At 69.1% G+C, this 15,288-nt stretch carries 18 protein-coding genes; 10 read left to right on the top strand and 8 right to left on the bottom strand.

Features of this window, described 5'->3' with window-relative positions; genetic code table 11:
- Positions 1-775 precede the first annotated feature (775 nt).
- Positions 776-1,468 carry an HAD family hydrolase gene (locus EDF18_RS06560; RefSeq protein ID WP_123546906.1) on the top strand — a complete coding sequence of 231 codons (693 nt, stop codon included), beginning with the start codon at positions 776-778 and terminating at the stop codon, positions 1,466-1,468.
- Positions 1,469-1,566: 98 nt separating this feature from the next.
- On the top strand, positions 1,567-2,091 hold the full coding sequence (locus EDF18_RS06555; protein WP_123546905.1) for a hypothetical protein: 525 nt from the start codon (positions 1,567-1,569) through the stop codon (positions 2,089-2,091).
- Between the two features lie 434 nt (positions 2,092-2,525).
- Here EDF18_RS06555 and EDF18_RS06550 read toward each other — a convergent pair whose 3' ends face one another.
- Together EDF18_RS06550 and EDF18_RS06545 are read right to left on the bottom strand one after the other, a co-directional pair.
- On the bottom strand, positions 2,526-3,023 hold the full coding sequence (locus EDF18_RS06550; protein WP_123546904.1) for a DUF2231 domain-containing protein: 498 nt from the start codon (positions 3,021-3,023) through the stop codon (positions 2,526-2,528).
- A 35-nt stretch (positions 3,024-3,058) separates the two neighbouring features.
- Positions 3,059-3,856: a hypothetical protein gene (locus tag EDF18_RS06545; RefSeq protein ID WP_123546903.1), complete on the bottom strand. Its 798-nt coding sequence runs from the start codon at positions 3,854-3,856 to the stop codon at positions 3,059-3,061.
- 118 nt (positions 3,857-3,974) lie between these two features.
- Between EDF18_RS06545 and EDF18_RS06540 the strand changes: the two genes are divergently transcribed.
- From EDF18_RS06540 to EDF18_RS16780, 5 genes are read left to right on the top strand one after another with little or no spacing between them, the layout of a single operon-like run.
- Positions 3,975-4,772, top strand: coding sequence for a phosphatase PAP2 family protein (locus tag EDF18_RS06540; protein WP_123546902.1), 798 nt, complete (start codon positions 3,975-3,977; stop codon positions 4,770-4,772).
- Positions 4,772-5,431, top strand: a complete 660-nt coding sequence (locus EDF18_RS06535) for a DedA family protein (RefSeq protein WP_123546901.1) — start codon at positions 4,772-4,774, stop codon at positions 5,429-5,431. Before EDF18_RS06540 ends, EDF18_RS06535 begins: the two co-directional genes overlap by 1 nt.
- Positions 5,418-6,089: a response regulator transcription factor gene (locus tag EDF18_RS06530; protein ID WP_123546900.1), complete on the top strand. Its 672-nt coding sequence runs from the start codon at positions 5,418-5,420 to the stop codon at positions 6,087-6,089. Before EDF18_RS06535 ends, EDF18_RS06530 begins: the two co-directional genes overlap by 14 nt.
- A 17-nt stretch (positions 6,090-6,106) precedes the next feature.
- A complete protein-coding gene (locus tag EDF18_RS06525; RefSeq protein ID WP_133738022.1) occupies positions 6,107-7,153 on the top strand; it encodes a sensor histidine kinase KdpD in 1,047 nt (348 codons plus the stop codon).
- A 30-nt stretch (positions 7,154-7,183) separates the two neighbouring features.
- Positions 7,184-7,669, top strand: coding sequence for an OST-HTH/LOTUS domain-containing protein (locus EDF18_RS16780; protein ID WP_369878213.1), 486 nt, complete (start codon positions 7,184-7,186; stop codon positions 7,667-7,669).
- Positions 7,670-7,845: 176 nt separating this feature from the next.
- Here the strand turns inward: EDF18_RS16780 and EDF18_RS06515 are convergent, their stop codons facing one another.
- Positions 7,846-8,913 carry a sodium:calcium antiporter gene (locus EDF18_RS06515; protein WP_123547344.1) on the bottom strand — a complete coding sequence of 356 codons (1,068 nt, stop codon included), beginning with the start codon at positions 8,911-8,913 and terminating at the stop codon, positions 7,846-7,848.
- Positions 8,914-9,052: 139 nt separating this feature from the next.
- Here EDF18_RS06515 and EDF18_RS06510 point away from each other — a divergent pair, with 139 nt between their 5' ends.
- Positions 9,053-9,625 (top strand): molybdopterin-binding protein, encoded by a 573-nt coding sequence (locus EDF18_RS06510; protein ID WP_123546897.1) that lies wholly within the window; start codon positions 9,053-9,055, stop codon positions 9,623-9,625.
- A 190-nt stretch (positions 9,626-9,815) separates the two neighbouring features.
- Entirely contained in the window at positions 9,816-10,361 is a 546-nt protein-coding gene (locus tag EDF18_RS06505) for a uracil-DNA glycosylase (protein WP_123546896.1), read from the top strand.
- On the opposite strand, the gene EDF18_RS06500 is transcribed toward EDF18_RS06505, so the two are convergent.
- Complete coding sequence (locus EDF18_RS06500; RefSeq protein ID WP_158614628.1) at positions 10,362-11,270, bottom strand: LysR family transcriptional regulator; 909 nt, start codon at positions 11,268-11,270, stop codon at positions 10,362-10,364. It abuts the gene before it with no gap.
- Positions 11,271-11,339: 69 nt separating this feature from the next.
- On the opposite strand from EDF18_RS06500, the gene EDF18_RS06495 reads away from it, so the two are divergent.
- Positions 11,340-12,488, top strand: a complete 1,149-nt coding sequence (locus tag EDF18_RS06495) for a TDT family transporter (RefSeq protein ID WP_123546894.1) — start codon at positions 11,340-11,342, stop codon at positions 12,486-12,488.
- A gap of 32 nt (positions 12,489-12,520) precedes the next feature.
- On the opposite strand, the gene EDF18_RS06490 is transcribed toward EDF18_RS06495, so the two are convergent.
- From EDF18_RS06490 to eno, 4 genes are all read right to left on the bottom strand, one after another.
- Positions 12,521-12,964, bottom strand: a complete 444-nt coding sequence (locus tag EDF18_RS06490) for a hypothetical protein (RefSeq protein ID WP_123546893.1) — start codon at positions 12,962-12,964, stop codon at positions 12,521-12,523.
- 64 nt (positions 12,965-13,028) lie between these two features.
- Positions 13,029-13,403, bottom strand: a complete 375-nt coding sequence (locus EDF18_RS06485) for a CrcB family protein (RefSeq protein WP_123547343.1) — start codon at positions 13,401-13,403, stop codon at positions 13,029-13,031.
- Positions 13,403-13,939 (bottom strand): CrcB family protein, encoded by a 537-nt coding sequence (locus EDF18_RS06480; RefSeq protein ID WP_123546892.1) that lies wholly within the window; start codon positions 13,937-13,939, stop codon positions 13,403-13,405. Before EDF18_RS06480 ends, EDF18_RS06485 begins: the two co-directional genes overlap by 1 nt.
- Positions 13,936-15,288, bottom strand: a complete 1,353-nt coding sequence (eno, locus tag EDF18_RS06475) for a phosphopyruvate hydratase (RefSeq protein ID WP_123546891.1) — start codon at positions 15,286-15,288, stop codon at positions 13,936-13,938. The genes EDF18_RS06480 and eno overlap by 4 nt, the downstream gene beginning before the upstream one ends.

The following is a 15,288-nucleotide window of genomic DNA, read 5'->3' as shown; positions in this document are numbered from 1 at the left end:
AAGAGTCGCAGTAGACGATCGGCCAACGGTCCTAGAGGGCTGCCCCTCTGTGCCGGCGCGCAGCAACACCTGAGCTCTGCAAGTGGCAGGCTCCGTTCATGCAGCAGAGGCGTCGCGGGACGATCTTGATCCTTGTCGGACTCATTCTCGGAGCGACCATGATCGGCGTGGGCCTTGCTGGTCTCGGTCGGTCTCCGGCGCTATATGGCTGGTCGTGATTGGCGCTCCGCTGACCCTGATCGCTCTTTACCGCTCCTACGTATCGCGGCGGAGGGATGAATCCACTGGTGCCCGGTAGGAGATCAGTCAGCGGCCAATTGGTCCTCTGGTGATCACGTTGGCCAGAGAGCTCATTCTTTAGGGCCCCGCTATGAGGGTGACGAGCACGAAGAGTGCCGGTACGCAGACGAACCCGAAGAGGGCTGAGCCGATGGCCCATAGGCCCTTGCTGGTTTCGCCGATCTTTCGGTCGAGGAGTGCTGCGAGTGTGCCCCCGAAAGCCAGGAGGGGAGGGAGGGGTAGGAGGAACAACGCAAGTCGCGCGCCGCCCGAGACGTAGGGACTGGGCAGCAGAGGGAGCAAGACGAGGAATACGAAAGCTGCTGCGAGAAGCGCAGCAGCGATGCGAGGGACCCGTCGCTGCTGCTGAAGGCGAGACTGGGTGCCGTCATCGGAGGACATGACCCATCATCTCTCTGAATCGGTGACAGCTAGGTCGCAAGACTTGGTCTGCCCGATTGAGGATCGGCCACCGGTCCACTTCTAGACTGGCGCGGTGACGCGAGTGGGTGCGGTCGGCTTCGACCTCGACGGGACGCTGTTCGATCACTACGGTTCAGCCCGATCCGCCGCGGTCCACTTCCTCGGCTCGCTCGGTGTGGTCGCGTCAGACTCGACGCTTGCTAGCTGGTTCGCCGCCGAAGAGCTGCACTTCGAGCGTTGGCGGTCGGGTGAGATCAGCTTCTTGGAGCAGCGCCGTGAGCGGCTGCGCTCTGTCCTCCCGCCGCTCGGGGTGGATGTCCATGCGGGCGAGGTCGATGTCGACGAGCTGTTCGGCGGTTATCTGCGGGCGTACGAGTCGTCATGGCGGGCATTCCCCGATGCGCTTCCACTTCTTCAGAACTTGCGCGCGTCCGGTCATCGCATCGGGCTGCTGACGAACGGGACGGAGGCTCAGCAGCTAGCAAAGCTCCGGCGTACAGGTCTCCTCGTCGAGTTCGATGTCGTTTGCACGTCTGAGCGCGTCGGTTTCGCAAAGCCCGACGTGAGGGCCTTCGCCGTTCTCGCCTCTGAGCTCGGAGTCGAGCCGGAGGCATGCCTGTTCGTCGGCGACGATCCGGTGAAGGACGTTGACGGAGCCAGGGCAGCCGGGATGCAGGCGCTGCTGGTCGACGGCCACGGGCGCCGCGAGCTTCCGATCGGTGAGTTGGTCCGGTCCGTGATCGCCAGGTCTGCGGATGCCCAATAGCCGATCCGTGCCCGTACGCGTGTGATGGGCCGGCTCCAATGCGGTCACGCGGAGACAATCTAGGGAAGGGTATGAGCTAATCCGAAGGAGTCCCCCCGATGGCGCGTTTCCGCTCCCTGCCGCTTCGAGCGCTCCTGCCCTTGCTCTTCGTCCTCCTGGCTGCCTTGTGGCTGGGCATCGGTGTCGTCGTCATGCCGGCCGAACAGCCCGTGATTGCCCGTCTCATCAGCACGGTCGTCTACGCGGGTGCAATGACGGCCTTTCTCGGAGTGGTCATCAGTCGTGCTCGGCGTCGTGCCGGCGGTGTTGATGAGCTTTCCCGGATGCAGGCTGCGGTGAAGGCCGGCGCCCTTCCTGTGGACGTCGACTCGTCGACATGGATCCCGATGCTCGAGAAGTGGCGGGACCAGAACCGTAGATCGAGGTGGCTGGCACCTGTCGTGTTCACGGGCTTCATCGCGCTCAGCCTCTGGCTCGCTTCTACAGCGGGTCCGGTCTGGTTCGTCCTCGCTCTCGTCTTCCTTGCTTTGCTCATCGTGTCGACGGTCAGCGCCTGGCGGGGCTACGACAGGCTCACCCGCATACTCGACGAGTTGCGACATAGGGAGCCGCACGCCCGATAGGGGATTGCCTCGGCTAAGCCATTACTCAGCCGTCTACGCGTGACTCCTGCGAGCCATCCAGGTGTGAACATCGCCGCAACTAAGGCTTATTGGCAAGGAAGCTCCGTAGTCCAATCACGAACAGAGCGCACGAAGGCCCAATGAGCAATAGGCCGACCAGCCAGACCGGCAGGCCTCGAGTCGTGATGCCTGACCAATTGGGGTTAAAGATGAGCCAGGCCACGCCAAAGGCCCCGAGCCCCAGACCGAAGACCATCGTCCCGATGTTTTGCTTCTCGGTTCGCGGTTCTGGTGGCTTTCCCTGCGGCATAGACCGATCCAACCATGAGGCCTAGGAGCGGTGTCCCGTTAGACGATCGATAGCCGGGCGTCACCGGCTCGTGTGATGGCTTCGCTGTCGGTCATCACAGGGTTGTGCGAGCGGTCCGGGGCGCTCAGGTGGCCGATGAGTCGGACCAGACAGCCTTCGCGCCCGAGTCGCCGATGCGGACGGTCGTGACGATCCCGCCGATGCTGGTGCCGACGACCAGCACCGTCAGCACGGCGCCGACGCCCAGGCGCACGTCGCGCCGGAGGGCCGGCCGCGGGCGGCGCGCCTCCGGCGTGAGCACCCAGTGCTGCCACGCCCACTGCGCCACGGCGACGACGAACACCGCGATCGCCCACGGCAGCAGGGTGTCGCCCAGCTGCGTATGGGCCTCGAGCAGTGCGCTCGGGCCGACCCGCGCCTCCAGCGCCTCGCCGGAGGACGTCGCGAGGGGGACAGCGACCAGCGAGACGAGGGCGACGAGGGGGGTGACGACGCCCAGCCGCCGACGGAGGCCGGGCCAGAACGCCCCGACGAGGATCAGCAGCGACGCCGTGGGGAAGGCCACGGTGACGAGGTGGACGACGAGGGGGTGCACGGGGAGGCCGTTGATCTGCCAGTCCACGGGGTCTTCTTTCTCGAGCGGCGGGGCAGGGGGAGTCAAACGCGCAGCGCGGGTCGCGCCGGCCGTCGCACCGTGAGGACGACGACGAGCGCGGCGATCGCCGCGAGGAACACGACGCTCGTGACGGTCGACCCGAGGCCGAGCCCGCCGTCGGCGACCGGCTGCGACAGGAAGTCCCCGACGGAGGCGCCGAGCGGCCGGGTGAGGACGTACGCCGCCCAGAACGCGAGCACCGACCCGACGCCGGCGAACCGGTGCGCCAGGGCGACGACGGCGATGGCCGCGGCGAACAGCAGCGCCGAGGGTAGGTAGCCGAGAGCCAGCTGCTCGCCGAGGAGGTCGCCGACGGCCGTGCCGAGCGCGAACGTCATCAGCACCGCCGCCCAGTAGAAGGACTCGCGACGCGGAGTCGTGACCTCGTGGATCGACAGCGTGCCCTCGACGCGGTGCCACACGACGAACACGACGGTCAGCGCGACCGCGAAGACCGCCGTCGACACCCACAGGCTCACGCCGAGCGAGTCGGTCAGGGTGTCGGTGAGCAGCGTCCCGACGACGCTGATCAGCACGACCGCGAGCCAGTAGACGACGGGCACGTAGGTCCTCGCCCGGAACTGCACCGCGAGCGCCACGACGAGAAGGCCCGCCGTCGCGACGCTCGTCACGGTCAGCCCCAGGCCTAGGCCGTCGGCGAGGAAGTCGGCGAACGTCTCGCCGACGGTGGTGCAGAGCACCTTGATCACCCAGAACGCGAGGGTGATCTCGGGGACCTTGTTCAGCAGGGCCCGGCGGTCGGGAGCCGTGGCCCCGGTCGGAACAGCGCGTGTCGTCATCCGACGACGGTCGCGGGTCGCCTCCCAGAAATCCCCCAGGGGCCGAGACGAGGAGGCGCGGGTCGGCCCGCCAGGGCATCTGGGCGGTTTCTGGGACCTTCGGGCGGAGCCTTCGTGCATGACCGTCCTGCACCGTCCGCCCTCGTCGGCGCTCCCTCGCGGCCGCACCGCGCCTCCTCTGTTCCCCGCCGTCCGCGCGGTCGTGCACGACCGGGCGTGGGCGGCGTGGGGCGCGACCGGCGTCGTCGGCGTCGTCGTCGCGGGGCTGCTCATCGACTCGGGTGCCGGCGGCGTGGACGAGGTTGACCTCGACCTCGTCCAGCACGCCAGCCGTGCCCACGTGCCGGTGCTCGACCAGGCGGCGCTGCTCGTCGACCGGCTGCTCGGCCCGCAGCTGGGCGCAGCCCTCGTGCTGTTGCTGGCCGTCGCGGTGTGGGTGGTCACCCGTCGGGCGACCGCCGCCCTGACGGCCCTCGGCGTCGCGGTCGGTCCGTGGGCCGCTGCCGAGCTGGTCAAGCTCGTCGTGCAGCGCGACCGCCCCGCCCCGGGACTCCTCGCCGACCCGCTGATCGTCGAGCCGCACTCCTTCTCGTTCCCCAGCGGGCACACCGCCCTCGCGACCGGGCTCGCACTCGCGCTGGTCCTGCTCGCCTGGGGGTGCCGCCGCGCACTGGTCGTCATCGCCGTCTGCGCGGCGTCGGTGGCGGTCGTCGGGCTGTCGCGCGTCTGGGTGGGCGTTCACTGGCCGAGCGACACGGTCGCCTCGGCCGTGCTCGGCTGCTCGGTGGTGGCGCTGGCCCTGCCGCCGTGGCTGCGCCTCCTCGACCGGATCGAGCAGCGCTCGGGGGCGGGCCACCCCGTCCGGCCGTCGGCGCCGAACTTCTCCACGACCACCGACCCAGGACGGACCCGCTGATGAGCATCCTCGACCCCCAGACCCTCCTCGCCGGCATGGGCCCGTGGGCCCTCGGCGGCCTGTCGCTGATGATCTTCGTCGAGTCGGGCCTGCTGTTCCCGTTCCTGCCCGGCGACTCGCTGCTGGTCACCGCTGGCCTGCTGCACCAGAGCCTCGGCCTCAGCGTCGCGGTGATCGCGCTCTGCGCGTTCCTCGCAGCGGCGGCTGGCGACCAGGTCGGGTTCTTCCTCGGACACCGGTTCGGGCGCCGCTGGTTCCGCCCCGACGCCCGCGTGCTGAAGACCGCGCACCTCGAGCAGGCCGAGGCGTTCTTCGAGCGGCACGGAGGCAAGGCGCTCGTCCTCGGCCGGTTCGTGCCCGTCGTCCGCACCTTCGTTCCCCTGGCCGCCGGCACGAGCGGCTACCCGTATCGCAAGTTCATCGTCTGGAACCTCACCGGCGCTCTCCTCTGGGCCGTCGGCATGACCGTGCTCGGATCGCTGCTGGGTGGCCTACCGTTCGTGGCAGACCACATCGACCTGCTCGCCGTCGGGCTCGTCGTCGTGTCGGTGCTACCGATCGTGGTCACGGCCCTGCGGCGCTCGCGCGCCGCTCGGGCCGGGAGGACGGCCGCAGCGACGACGACGAGGGACGAGGAGGCGGTGGGTGACCGGTCCTGACGCGCGCCCGCGCCTCCTGCTGGTCGAGGACGACGCGGAGCTCGGCCCCATCGTGGCCGACGTGCTCGGCGAGGCCTGGCAGGTCGACCTCGTGGTCGACGGCCGACGAGGGCTCGAGGCCGCGCGGGCAGGCGTCCACGCGGTGCTCGTCGTCGACCGACGCCTTCCCGGGCTCGACGGCACCGAGCTGGTGGCGGCCCTGCGGTGCGAGCACGTGACGACGCCGGTGCTCATGCTGACCGCGCTCGGCACCACGGCCGACCGGGTGGCCGGGCTGGACGGCGGCGCGGACGACTACCTCGTCAAGCCGTTCGAGTTCGACGAGCTGTTCGCCCGGCTGCGCGCGCTGACCCGGTCGTTCGCCGCCGAGGAGCGCTGGCTCGACATCGGCGAGGCGCGCTTGTTCCCCGAGAGCCGCATCGTCGTCACGCCCTGGTCGAGTCGCGTGGTGCTGAGCGAGCGCGAGAGCGCGCTGCTCGCCGAGCTGGCCGGGCGACCCGACCACACCTTCGACCGGGCGGACCTGCTCGCGCGTTTGTTCCCGCACGGCGAGCAGGTCGGCACCGTCGACACCTACGTCAGCTACCTGCGGCGGAAGATCGACCGTGACGTCGTGCTGACCGTGCGGGGACGCGGCTACCGGGTGGGCGCCCTGTGAGCGGACGGCGCGGGCGAGTGCGGACGGGCGCCCAGGCCCTCCCCGATCCGGAGGCCGCGGCCCTGCAAGCCGCTGCCCGGTCGATCGGGCGACAGATAGTGCTCGTCTCGGGCCTCGTCGTCGTGGGCGCCCTCGCGCTGACGATCGCGTGGGTGCTGCACCAGACCGTCCCGCAGGAGAGGCTCGAGCAGGTTGTCGCCGCGGGCCAGGGCGAGGTCTTCGTTTCGGCCACGGACGTCGTGGCCGGCCTCGTCGTGCTGGGAGTCGCCGGCGTCGTCTTCGCCGGGCTCGTCACGGTCGTCATCGCCCGACGCGCCGTCCGGCCGCTCGGTGAGGCCCTGCGCCTGCAGCGGCAGTTCGTCGCCGACGCGAGCCACGAGCTTCGCACGCCCCTCACCGTGCTCGACGCCCGCCTCCAGGCGCTGCAGCGGAAAATCGCAGGAGGCGATGCCTCCGCCGACGCGCACGTCACATCGGATCTGGCGAGACTCCGCGACGACTCGCGAGCCCTGATCGACATCGTGGGCGACCTGCTCGAGGCAGCGGGAGACGACCCTGCTGGCCCGGCTGTCGTGCCCGAGCCGGTGCGCCTCGACGACGTGGTCGTGGAGGTCCTGCGGTCGATGTCGGTGCTCGCCGACGAGCGCGACGTGACCTTGCGGCACGACAGCACTACCGCCCCGTGGGTCCGAGTGCCGCGCGCGAGCCTCCGACGGGCGGTGCTGGCCCTGGTCGACAACGCGCTCGGCCACGCGCCCCCAGGCTCGACCGTCACGCTGTCGACCCGGCACGAGCGTGGCTCGGCCGTGCTCGCGGTCACCGACGAGGGGCCAGGGATCACGGGGATCGAGCCAACGCGGGTCTTTGACCGGTTTGCTCGGTCGGAGCCAGCAGAAGGAGCCTCGTGGCGTGCCAGCGGCGACACCCGACCGAGCTTCGGAATCGGTCTCGCCCTCGTCAGGGAGATCGCCCTACGACACGGAGGAAGCGTCCGGGTCGCCTCGACCTCTGCCACGGGTACGACGCTCGAGCTGGTCTTGCCGGTCCCGGCTTGCACGACCTGACGCTAACGGTCCAGCGTGTTCCGATAGGGGATCGCTCACCTGCTCTACACGGGCCGATTCCAGAGGTTCTGCATCGCGTCGTCGGACAGCGACTTCCCCCGGCTTGCCTCTCGTATCCGAGAGGAAGGGATCACCGTCTACGGGTTCGGGGAGCGCAAGACGCCGACATCGTTCCGGAACGCCTGCGACCAGGTCACCTACTTCGATGTCCTCGGCGTCACCGAGGGGGAAACCGCCCCCGAAGCCACGACGACGGAACGGCCGACGGCGTTGTCTCCGCGAGACGACGCACGTCTCATCGAGGGACTTCGGAACAGCGTCGGCACCGCGTCCTCCGAAGACGGGTGGGCAAACCTTGCCACCGTGGGGAGCCTTTTACGCAAGTGGCGTCCAGACTTCGACTCCCGCAACTGGGGCTTCACCAAGCTCTCAGAACTCGTCCGCGCGACAGAACAGTTCGCAGTCGAGCCGATGGCGACAGGCCACCGGGTCCGCCTCAAGGGCCAGTCCCAGTAGGGGAGCCTCCATCGCGATCGGTTTCGGACTGATCTAGCGAGACGGCCCAAGCCCCTCAGCTACGGGGGAGTGGCTGACACCACGGGATCGTTCGGTGGCCGATGGTTCAGTGAGACGTTGGCTGGAGCATGGACGCCTTGCCCAACTTCCACGGCTCAGTCGCCGGGATGGTCCTGTCAGCCGAGCGTGATGGCGACGAGGCCACCGATGCCGACGGCGTAGAGCACGAGCACGACGAACGAGTCCACGCCCATGCCCGCGATGCGTCGTCGCGGCCGGAAGAGCAGGCCAACGGCGTAGACGAGCGTGAGGAGCGCGGCGAGGGCGGTCAGGTAGACGTCGCTGGTGTTCGACTGTGGCAGGATCGCCTGCCCGGAGATGACCGTGGCGACGAGGAAGAGCACGGGCAGGAAGGCGTTGCCGCCGAAGATGTCGCTCATGGCCAGGTTGTCGTCGCCCTGCTTGACGGCCTGCAACCCGGTCGAGATCTCGGGCAGGCTCGTCGCCAGGGCCAGGACCGTCGCGCCGAACAGCACACCCGACAAGCCGATCTGCGACGCGGCCGCATCGCCCGCGCGTTCGAGGACGACGCCGGCGACGAGCGTGGCGAGGGCCGACAGGCCGAAGACGACCGCGGCCTTCTTCGTGCTCATGGTCGTCGGCGACGGGTTCGAGCGGGTCCGGTGTCCGCTCGGTCGCGGCGTCGACGTGTCAGGTGCTGCTCCGGCCTCGTGCCACGGCAGGCCCTTGCCGGCACGCCGGACGAGGAACAGGCCCACGAGCCAGATGACGGCGATGAGGACGACGTCCGGCGTCAGGCGCGCCACTGTGAGCGAGGACGGCAGCTGGGTTCCGGCGATGACGACGGCGAGGACCGCCACCACGACCAGTGCCTCAAGCAGCAGCCCTAGGGAGGCCGCGCGATAGGTGAGGGGGTGGACCCCCTTGCCGCGTTTCCCGAGGGCGTCGAGCACGACGAGGACGACCGTCTGAAGGGCGATGCCGCCGAGGATGTTGCCCGCGGCCACCTCGAGCGAGCCCGAGACGGCGGCGCTGACCGTGATGGCGATCTCGGGCAGGTTGGTCGCCACCGCGAGGACGATGAGTCCGCCGAGCGCGCTACCGAGGTGGAGTCGGGAGTCGAGGACGTCGGTCGTCTTCGACAGCTGGATGCCGGCGACCCAGATGACGGCGGCGCCGGCGACGAAGATGGCGGCCAACAGCCAGAGGGGAAGGGTGTCCATGCTCGCCATCAAACTCTCGACCGATTACGGCAGGCGCCGGCCGGAGTGTCGCAGGGCCGTCGTGTCGCGCCGGGGCATCGGAAAGGCACAGCACGAGATGCGCAACGATCGATGATTCACTGTCGCGCTCGGCGTTTCCGTGACCGAGGTGCTCCGTGGAGCCGGCATGGACGTCACCAGCGTCACCTACGCGACGGACGACGCGTCGGCTGTCCGTCGCGCCCTGAGCCAGGAAGGCGTCGACATCGTCATCTCGACGGGGGGCATAGGTCACGGGCACGGGGACCATCTCGTCCCTGCGCTGCTCCGTGTGAACGCAGAGGTGTTGGTGCGCGGCGTCTCGATGAGGCCAGGCCATCCGACGGTTCTCGCTCACAGGGAGGACGGAGTTCCCGCCCTCGGGCTTCCCGGCAACCCGTTCGCAGGTCTCATCGCCCTCATCGCTCTCGGCCTGCCCCTGCCCGCGGGGCTCGTCGGTTCGCCCCTGCCGCCGATGCTGCCGCGCGTGGCTGCACGACCGAGCGCGGATCCACCCTCGGGAGCCAGACTCGTCGCCGTCTCGGAGTGCGCTGAGGGAATCGTCCCCGTCGAGAGGCAGGGGCCGGCAATGACGTGCGGCCTCGTCGACGCGGACTCGATCGCAGTCATTGAGACTTCGGGGATCGACGAAGGCGCGTCAGCACGCACTCTCTCGCTGCCCTTGTCTCGCTGAGATACGGCCTTTCTCAAGAGCGCACCTCGTGTCCGCTCCTCAGGCCGAATGCCCTCGGCCCGCCCGATAGATGGATCGCCCACAGGATCACTTGCTGTGGGGCGAGCGCACTCGGAGAGGACGCCGTCTTGGTCGTTCCGCGTCGTCGGTGAGCGGGCGGAAACGGTCCCCAACGTCGTACCGTCTAGGGATGCAGCAGCCCAGGGGCCTCGACCAGCTCGTATCGGAATGGCGAAGCTCCGGACCAGAACGTGCGCGGTTCGTGCCGGGCTTCGACCCATCAGGTGGAGGAGCAGCGGCGAAAGTTCTCGTGCTGATGGAATCACCCGGTCCTGCCACGATCAAGCAGGGCGAGGACGCGATCAGCAGTGAGGACAACCCGGGGCCGACGGCATCTGCGTTCAAGCGAGCACGGATCGAGTCGGGTCTGGGCAGGAACGTCTACCTGCGATGGAACATCGTCCCGTGGGCCCTTGGTCGGGCGCCGACCGTCACCGATCTCGACGAGGCACGCCCTGCCCTCGCTCAGCTGCTCGATTCTCTGCCGCAGCTGCGGGCGATCGTGACCTTCGGCACTCCGGCCCTGACGGGCGTGATGAGGTACTTCACCCTGGAACCGCGTGCGAGGATCGTGCCCGTGCTCGCGGCACCCCATCTGTCGCCGGCGAACGCCACCCGCGCCGGCGAGAAGCACCTGCGGGCCGTCACGGCCCTACGGCACGCTTCGCTTCTCTGATCATCTCGGCGAGGAGTCGGGGCTGTGCTGCAACGCGGCGATCACGGCCAGGAGATCCTGCGCCCCGGCGCTCAGACCGGCCGACCACACAGCGCGAAACGGGCGTCTCAGGTCGACGGCTGCCGGGACGGTGACGAGGCGCCCGGCGCGGAGGTCGTCCTCGACCAGCAACGAGCTGATGACTCCCGGACCCACACCGCCGGCGATGGCCGCCCGGATGGCGCCCGTCGACGACAACTGCGCAGCGGGTTCTGCCATCAGGGCAGGGTCGATCCCCAGGGCGAGCTCGAGGGTCCGGCGGGTGCCCGAGCCCGACTCCCGAGACACGAGCGGTGTGGATGCGAGATCCGCTGCCGTCACGGGTTCGGACTTCGATGCCCATGCGTGCCTGGGCGAGACGACGATGAGCAGTTCGTCGACACCCAGGACGGTCGTGGCGAGCCCGTCGGCCTCATCGGGGGTCTCGGTGAACCCGAGGTGCGCACGCCCCGAACGGACCTCGTCGACGACCCAGTCGCTGTTGCCCGATTCCAGGCGCACCCGGACACGATCCGCTGCCGCTGTCATCCAGCGTGGCATCAGCGCCTCTGACACCGTCTGACTCGCTGCGACGAGGAGAGCGTCGGAGGCGCCGGTCATCAGGGTGTGCAGCGATCGTTCGAAGGTAGTCGCCGCCTCGAGCAGGGGTCGGCCCCACTCGCACACCAGGAGTCCGTGCTCGGTCAGCGCCGAGCCCGCCCGAGAGCGGACGAGCAACGTACGACCCAGCCGCCGCTCGGCGACCGTGATGCGAGACGACGCCGCCTGCTGGCTGATGCCCACCGATGTCGCGGCACGGCCCAGACTGCCCGATCTCGAGATCGCCTCCAGCAGTCGGAGCGTCTCGAGATCAACAGGGAGTCCGGTCACAAAGATCGATTGTGACACCACAAGCATCCGCCCGTATCGGCAGCCGGACGCACGTACGAAGATCGAGACATGCCTGCCGCGATCTCACCGACTGTCGCCCCTCCCCGCACGCACGGTCTGTTCCGCCAGCTCGAGCACCGCGGGCAGATCGTGTCGAACCTGACCCCGAACTGGTTCGCGTCGATCATGGGGACCGGCATCGTCGCCAACGCCGCGGCGACCCTGCCGCTGCAGTTCCCGGGGCTGCGCCCCGCCGCGACCATCGTCTGGGCACTGGCCAGCGTGTTGTTGGTCGCTCTCAGCACGGCGACCGTCATGCACTGGGTGCGTTACCGAGCCACCGCGCGGGGGCATCGACTCAATCCGGTGATGGCGCACTTCTACGGGGCACCGCCCATGGCGCTGCTGACCGTCGGCGCGGGCACCCTGCTCTTGGGTAAAGACGTCCTCGGTACGCCCCTGGCGGTCGGCATCGACTGGGTGTTGTGGACCATCGGTACGGTGCTCGGCCTCGTCAGCGCGATCGCGGTCCCGTACCTGACGTTCACCCGGCACGACACGGCCCCCGACAGTGCGTTCGGCGGCTGGCTCATGCCCGTGGTTCCCCCAATGGTGTCTGCCTCGACCGGTGCGCTGCTGCTGCCCTTCCTGCCCGCGGGGCAGGCAAGGCAGAACATGCTCTGGGGGTGCTACGCGATGTTCGGCTTGTCGTTGCTGGCGTCGATCGTGATCATCACGCTGATCTGGTCACGCCTGGCCCAGCACAAGATCGGCCCGGCCGGCATGGTCCCGACCCTCTGGATCGTCCTCGGCCCCCTGGGGCAGTCGATCACGGCAGCCAACCTGCTCGGTGGCAACGCCCACCTCGCCGTCGACCAGGGAACTTCGCACGCCTTGTTCGTCTTCGGGCTCGTCTACGGTGTGCCCGCTCTGGGATTCGCTCTGATGTGGGCGGCACTGGCATCGGCCATCACCCTCCGCACCATCCGCCAGGGGCTCCCGTTCTCGCTCACCTGGTGGTCGTTCACCTTCCCCGTCGGCACCTGCGTGACAGGCCTGAACGGTCTGGCCCTGCACACGGGACTCGTCGCGCTGCAGGTACTGGCGGTCGTGTTCTACATCGGGCTCATCGCGGCCTGGATCACGGTCGCCGTGCGCACCTTCCACGGCAGCGTCATCCGCGGAACGCTCCTCGCGCCTCCCCGTCCCCTGTCCTGACCGCGGACGACGAGGGTGCGTGGGGGAGCGGCTCAGATCGAACAGGCGTCGTTCCAGTGACGGCGATAGGCCGCGGGGTCACTGACGTCGACGATGGCCGAGGCGGCGCCCCTGGGCTCGTCACGCGACCGGTAGCTCTCGAACGCCACCGCACTGCGGTCGTTGCTCGCCGGATCACGCACCCCGGAGGCCTCCACCCACAGAGTCCAGTTCCACCGCGTCCGGACGCCAGGCTGCAGCGCGCCTTCGCCGACGACCAACACCACGTCCGTGCCGGCGGGTGAATACTCGAAGTCTGCGCCCGTGAATGCTTGGACGGCCGACGTGAGGCCTCTCGCGCTGATATCCCGAGCCAACTGACTGCCCATGTCCGAGAGTTGCTCGGCAGCATCGCCATCCACAGCCACGATGCCTCCGCCGGACGGAAGCCGACCCAGCATCTCGGAAACCAAGTCATGGATGACGGTGTTGCTCATGATGCTTTCTCCTGCTCACTCGTCAGCATGACGCTCGCGACATGGCCGCGCGCTCGATAGCCGATCATGACGTGCCGATGGTGAGGCCGGCAAGCCCGGCGGCGACGGCGAGCAGCAGCATGCCCGCGCCGCTGGCGATCCCAGCGACCCATTTCTTCTCGGCTACGAGGCGCACGGTCTCGACGCTGGCGGTGCTGAACGTGGTGTAGCCACCCATGAGCCCGCCCCCCGCGACGAGCAGCCACTCTCGAGGCAGCCCCGCGTGGTCGGCAAGACCGGTGAGCAAGCCGAGCACGAACGACCCGCTGACGTTGATGACCAGGGTTGCCAGCGGAATGGGGGCCGACCACGTGCTGCGGACGGCGCCATCAACGACCAGGCGCAGGGCCGCACCCACACCACCGGCGACCGCGATCGCGACAAAGAGCCACGGGGCGATCACGACGCCGCCTCGGAACGGCGGTGGAGGGCGGCACCGACGGTGATGCCGGCCCAGGAAGCCACGGCGCCGAGCACGACCGATCCCACACCGTAGGCGATCGCGATCGGCAGCGCGTCACCGAGCAGGGTCGCGGTGTCGACTGCGAGGGCGCTGTAGGTGGTGAACCCGCCGAGAACGCCAGTCCCGATGAGCAGACGCAGGTCGCGTCGGCGACCCGCGTCCGGCCCTCGTCGCACCAACGACTCAAGGAGCAGCCCGAGCGCGAACGCACCGACGACATTGATCAGCAGGATCGTCACGGGGATGCTGCCCGGGGCCGCGGGGAAGCTCAACGCCAGGGCTTCGCGCAGGCCCGTGCCGATCGTGCCGCCGAGGGTGACGAGTCCGATGAACCGCCACCGCAGGTGCACGGGCCGTTCGGTGCCCGTGGAGTCATCGACGTCGAGGTCCGGGTCCTGGCCCAGCCCGTCGAACTCGTCGCCTCTCCTCGAGGGCAGCGGCGGAAACGGTGAGTCAGGTGAGGGTGAGGTCATGCATCGTCCTTCGTGCTGAGGCCGTAGGGAAGTCCGGGCTGATCGGCTTCGATATCGGTGAGGCGGTTGTACTTGCAGACCCGCTCCCCGCGTGCGGGGGCACCGGATTTGATCTGCCCGACCCCGGTGCCGACGACGAGGTCGGCGATGAACGTGTCGGTGGTCTCCCCGGAGCGGTGCGACACCATGCAGGCCATGCCGTGGGACCGGGCCGTCGCGATCGCGTCGAGGGTCTGGCTGACAGAACCGATCTGGTTCGGCTTGATGAGAACGGCGTCCGACCAGCCCTGCTCCGCGCCTTCAGCGATCCTTTCGGGGTCAGTCACGTACAGGTCGTCGCCGACGAGCTGAACCCGTCCGCCGAACCGCGACGCCATCAACGCCCACCCGTCGTGGTCGTCTTCGTGGAAGGCGTCTTCGATGCTCCTGATCGGGTACGCCTCGAGCAGGGCCCCGTACCGGTCCGCGAGACCTCCACGGTCGAGGTCCTGCCCGGCGACCCGGTACCGGCCGTCTCCGTCGCCGAACCCGTTCGCGGCAGGGTCGAGTGCGATCGCGACGTCGTCGAGCGCCGCCCGGTGGCCGGCGTCGGTGATCGCCTGGACGATGAGGTCAAGGGCCTCCTCTGGGCTGTTGATCGCCGGGGCGAAGCCGCCCTCGTCGCCGAGGCCCGCGGTGCCGTAGCGGGTCTGTACGAGCGCCTTCAGGGCGTGGTAGACCTCTGCGCCGGTCTGTACCGCCTCCTCCTCGCTGGTCGCTCCGACGGGAGCGATCATGAACTCCTGGAAGTCGAGGTCGTTGGCCGCGTGGGCGCCTCCGTTCAGGACGTTGAAGTGCGGGACGGGGAGCGACTCGCTCGCCCCCGACAGCAGGGCGATCCACCGGTGCAGGGGCAGGCCGGCTTCGCGGGCCAGCGCCCGGGACGCCGCGATCGAGGTCGCGACGACGGCGTTGGCGCCGAGCCTCGACCAGTTCGGGGTGCCGTCGAGGTCGGCGAGGGCACGGTCGATCTCGCTGATCCCGGCCCAGGGGCGTGAGGTGAGGAGGTCGCTGATCTCGGTGGTGACCATCTGCGCGGCTCGTCGGACGCCCTTGCCGCTGAACGCTGCGCCACCGTCCCGGAGTTCGACGGCCTCGTGGGCACCGGTCGAGGCTCCTGCGGGGGCGGCGCCCGAGACGAGGGTGCCATCGGCGAGTTCGAGGTCGACTTGGACGGTGGGGAATCCGCGGGAGTCCAAGATCGACCGCCCGAGGGCGGACACGATCTGGACGGGGTGTGCTCCACCGTGGGTGACGTAGGTGCCGACGTCGTGGGTGTGGATGGTGCGGTTGCTGATGTAGTCGTTCAT

The organism is Frigoribacterium sp. PhB107 (assembly GCF_003751515.1).
Taxonomy (GTDB): Bacteria; Actinomycetota; Actinomycetes; order Actinomycetales; family Microbacteriaceae; genus Frigoribacterium.
Note: the sequence above shows the minus strand (reverse complement) of the source record. Positions and strands in the feature narration are given on the sequence as shown.